General features: G+C 49.2%; 2 protein-coding genes and 1 pseudogene. All 3 read right to left on the bottom strand.

Annotated elements, in window-relative coordinates:
- Positions 1-652, bottom strand: a 652-nt coding sequence (locus AN477_RS07785; RefSeq protein ID WP_211265977.1) for a type II secretion system F family protein, incomplete at its 3' end; no start/stop codon positions are given.
- A 17-nt stretch (positions 653-669) separates the two neighbouring features.
- Positions 670-1,584 carry a hypothetical protein gene (locus tag AN477_RS07780; RefSeq protein WP_054968611.1) on the bottom strand — a complete coding sequence of 305 codons (915 nt, stop codon included), beginning with the start codon at positions 1,582-1,584 and terminating at the stop codon, positions 670-672.
- A gap of 18 nt (positions 1,585-1,602) precedes the next feature.
- Positions 1,603-2,195 (bottom strand): annotated as a pseudogene (locus AN477_RS07775) (hypothetical protein); the annotation flags it as partial.

Genomic DNA, 2,195 nt, shown 5'->3' with positions numbered 1-2,195 from the left:
TATCCAGTTGAAGGCTCCGAAGCAGAGCATCCGCAACAGGTGTCCCGTACGTTTCCGACTCGGAAACAATCATCGCAAAGTCCTTCACCTGAGTAATCCCTGTGGATTCGGCCAGTGCATGAAGCGCCTCTGGTAGAGTGGTAAACCGCTTTTTCGTGTTCACCTCCACGATTTTCTCGCGCATAGGAAATTCCATTTTCTTCTCTAAAATGGAAAGCGTGTCGGAGAGTGTCGCTCCTGATTTCATCAGAAAAGCAATCAGTATCTCTGATACCCGAGTCTGTTCCCGAAGTCGCCGTAAATGCGCAGTACGCTTTGTCCGAGCAACTATGAGCGGCGTCGCAAAAACGACTGGAATCAAGAAAAGAACAGCGGGCTGTCTCAGTAAAACGCTCAACGATACCACCATTGCACTAGTGATAATGGCGAGACGAATCCATAGGGTCGCCTTTTCGGGTTCGTCAATTGCCTCGGCTTCCGCTTGCAGTATGGCTTTGTACGTAGCCATGCTTAGTCCACGCTTGCGAGAAGACCGGTTTATTGGCTTAAAGACGCGTACTAGGAACTCTTTGGTTGCCTGTTGTCTTGATGCGATCGCGAGCCAAACGGATAGTGTAGTCAGTCCTCCAAACAAAATGGCGCCTAAGTTCATCCTCACGTCCCTCCCGTCTACGCGTCGATTCTTTGACTCTCACGCATGATGAGATATAACCCGATTGTCATGACTCCGATGACGGCCCAGAACAAAAGCCTAGTGGTTTCGGTCATGAATTTTGCTGTAAATGGATACGCGATTAGAAACGTTCCGGCAAGCATCCCATAGAAGATGTAACCACCTGATCGGTGATGAGCGGTCTGTGCACGGATTGTCCGTTTAAACTCAAGGTCCTTGCCAAGCAAGTCCGCCATATCAATCCAAAGTTGTTCAATCGGCACGTTGTATTTCTTCGCTTCCTTTGTGGCTAAAGCAAAATACTCAATATCGCGTATTCCCATGTTGTTTGCCCAAAACAAAAACGCATCTTCCGGTGTAGCAAACTGTGGGGCACTGATGAGATCTGATAGCTGTGCAAGCTTCCCTTTCAGGTGTGGATGGTGCGTCATTTGGGTCATGCGGTGGATGGCTTGATCCAACCGCTTTGTCGCCGTCATGACGTGGACAGCAATAGGCACTGCCTCATACAACCAGGCAGCCGTTATCTCTTCTCGACGTTTCCTTGCACGACTCCCCCAAACTTTTTCATACAGAAATAGCGATAATCCCCCACTGACAAGCAACCCAACGACAAAGAAATAATGCAAAAGAAGTGTGATTACAAAGAACAGAAGGAACAGCCCGAGCACATGGATGGAGACCGTTTGAGCCTTGAAAGGTTTGTCCAGCATCGTTCGATGCGTCCTGATTCGAAGCATATATAGCCGCCACAGATTTCCTGCGTAACCTTCCTTTTCAGGCCGTTCTTCCATAACGACTCGAATTCGGTGCCTCCATTCGACATTCCGCAACTCTCTGCCCATGGCCCATAAGGCCAGTGCCATAGTAACCAGTACACCGAAGATTCTGGCACCGGCGAGTATATTCATTTATTTGTCCCCCCTCGTTCATGACGCAAACTTGTATTTACGAATTGGTTGGCAATTAAGCGGCAACGTCACATCGATCCCTTCCACTCGTGCCCGATCGACCATTCCTTCAGTTACACCGTGGAAACAGAACTTGTCTTTGAAGAAGTCATACGTCAATACCGGTTGCCACAAGAGCGCCCGTTCCGTAAAATCGAACCCGATAATTTCTCCTATCTCGGTCACCCGCTTCCCATGCTTGGTATCACGCGTCGTTACGATGTGGCGAATCTTATCTGCCATTCGACTGGCTGTATTCAAGTAGGACGCCTGTGCGCCCGCCCCCTCTGTGGCCTCGAGGATAAACCTTGTTAGCACACCCTCCACGTTGTTTCTATGGCCAATGTGGCTGTGAAATGTCGTACCCGTCTGTCGTTTTACAAGTAGGCTCATGCGTAGGAATAGATGTGCGATTTGAGCAGTTCTCACCTCTCCGATGTAGCCGTTGTCGTTGTCCATTCGGAGTGTGTTGATGATATTGGTTGCCATATCAAGTCGCCCTTTACCTTCTACGTTTTGGCTTCGGTCTGTCAGTCGGATACACCAGTCTGTGAGGGGTGTCATTTCAGGAA

This window comes from Paenalicyclobacillus ferrooxydans (genome assembly GCF_001399675.1).
Lineage (GTDB): Bacteria > Bacillota > Bacilli > Alicyclobacillales > Alicyclobacillaceae > Alicyclobacillus_B > Alicyclobacillus_B ferrooxydans.
This window is presented reverse-complemented; position numbering and strand designations above follow the sequence as displayed.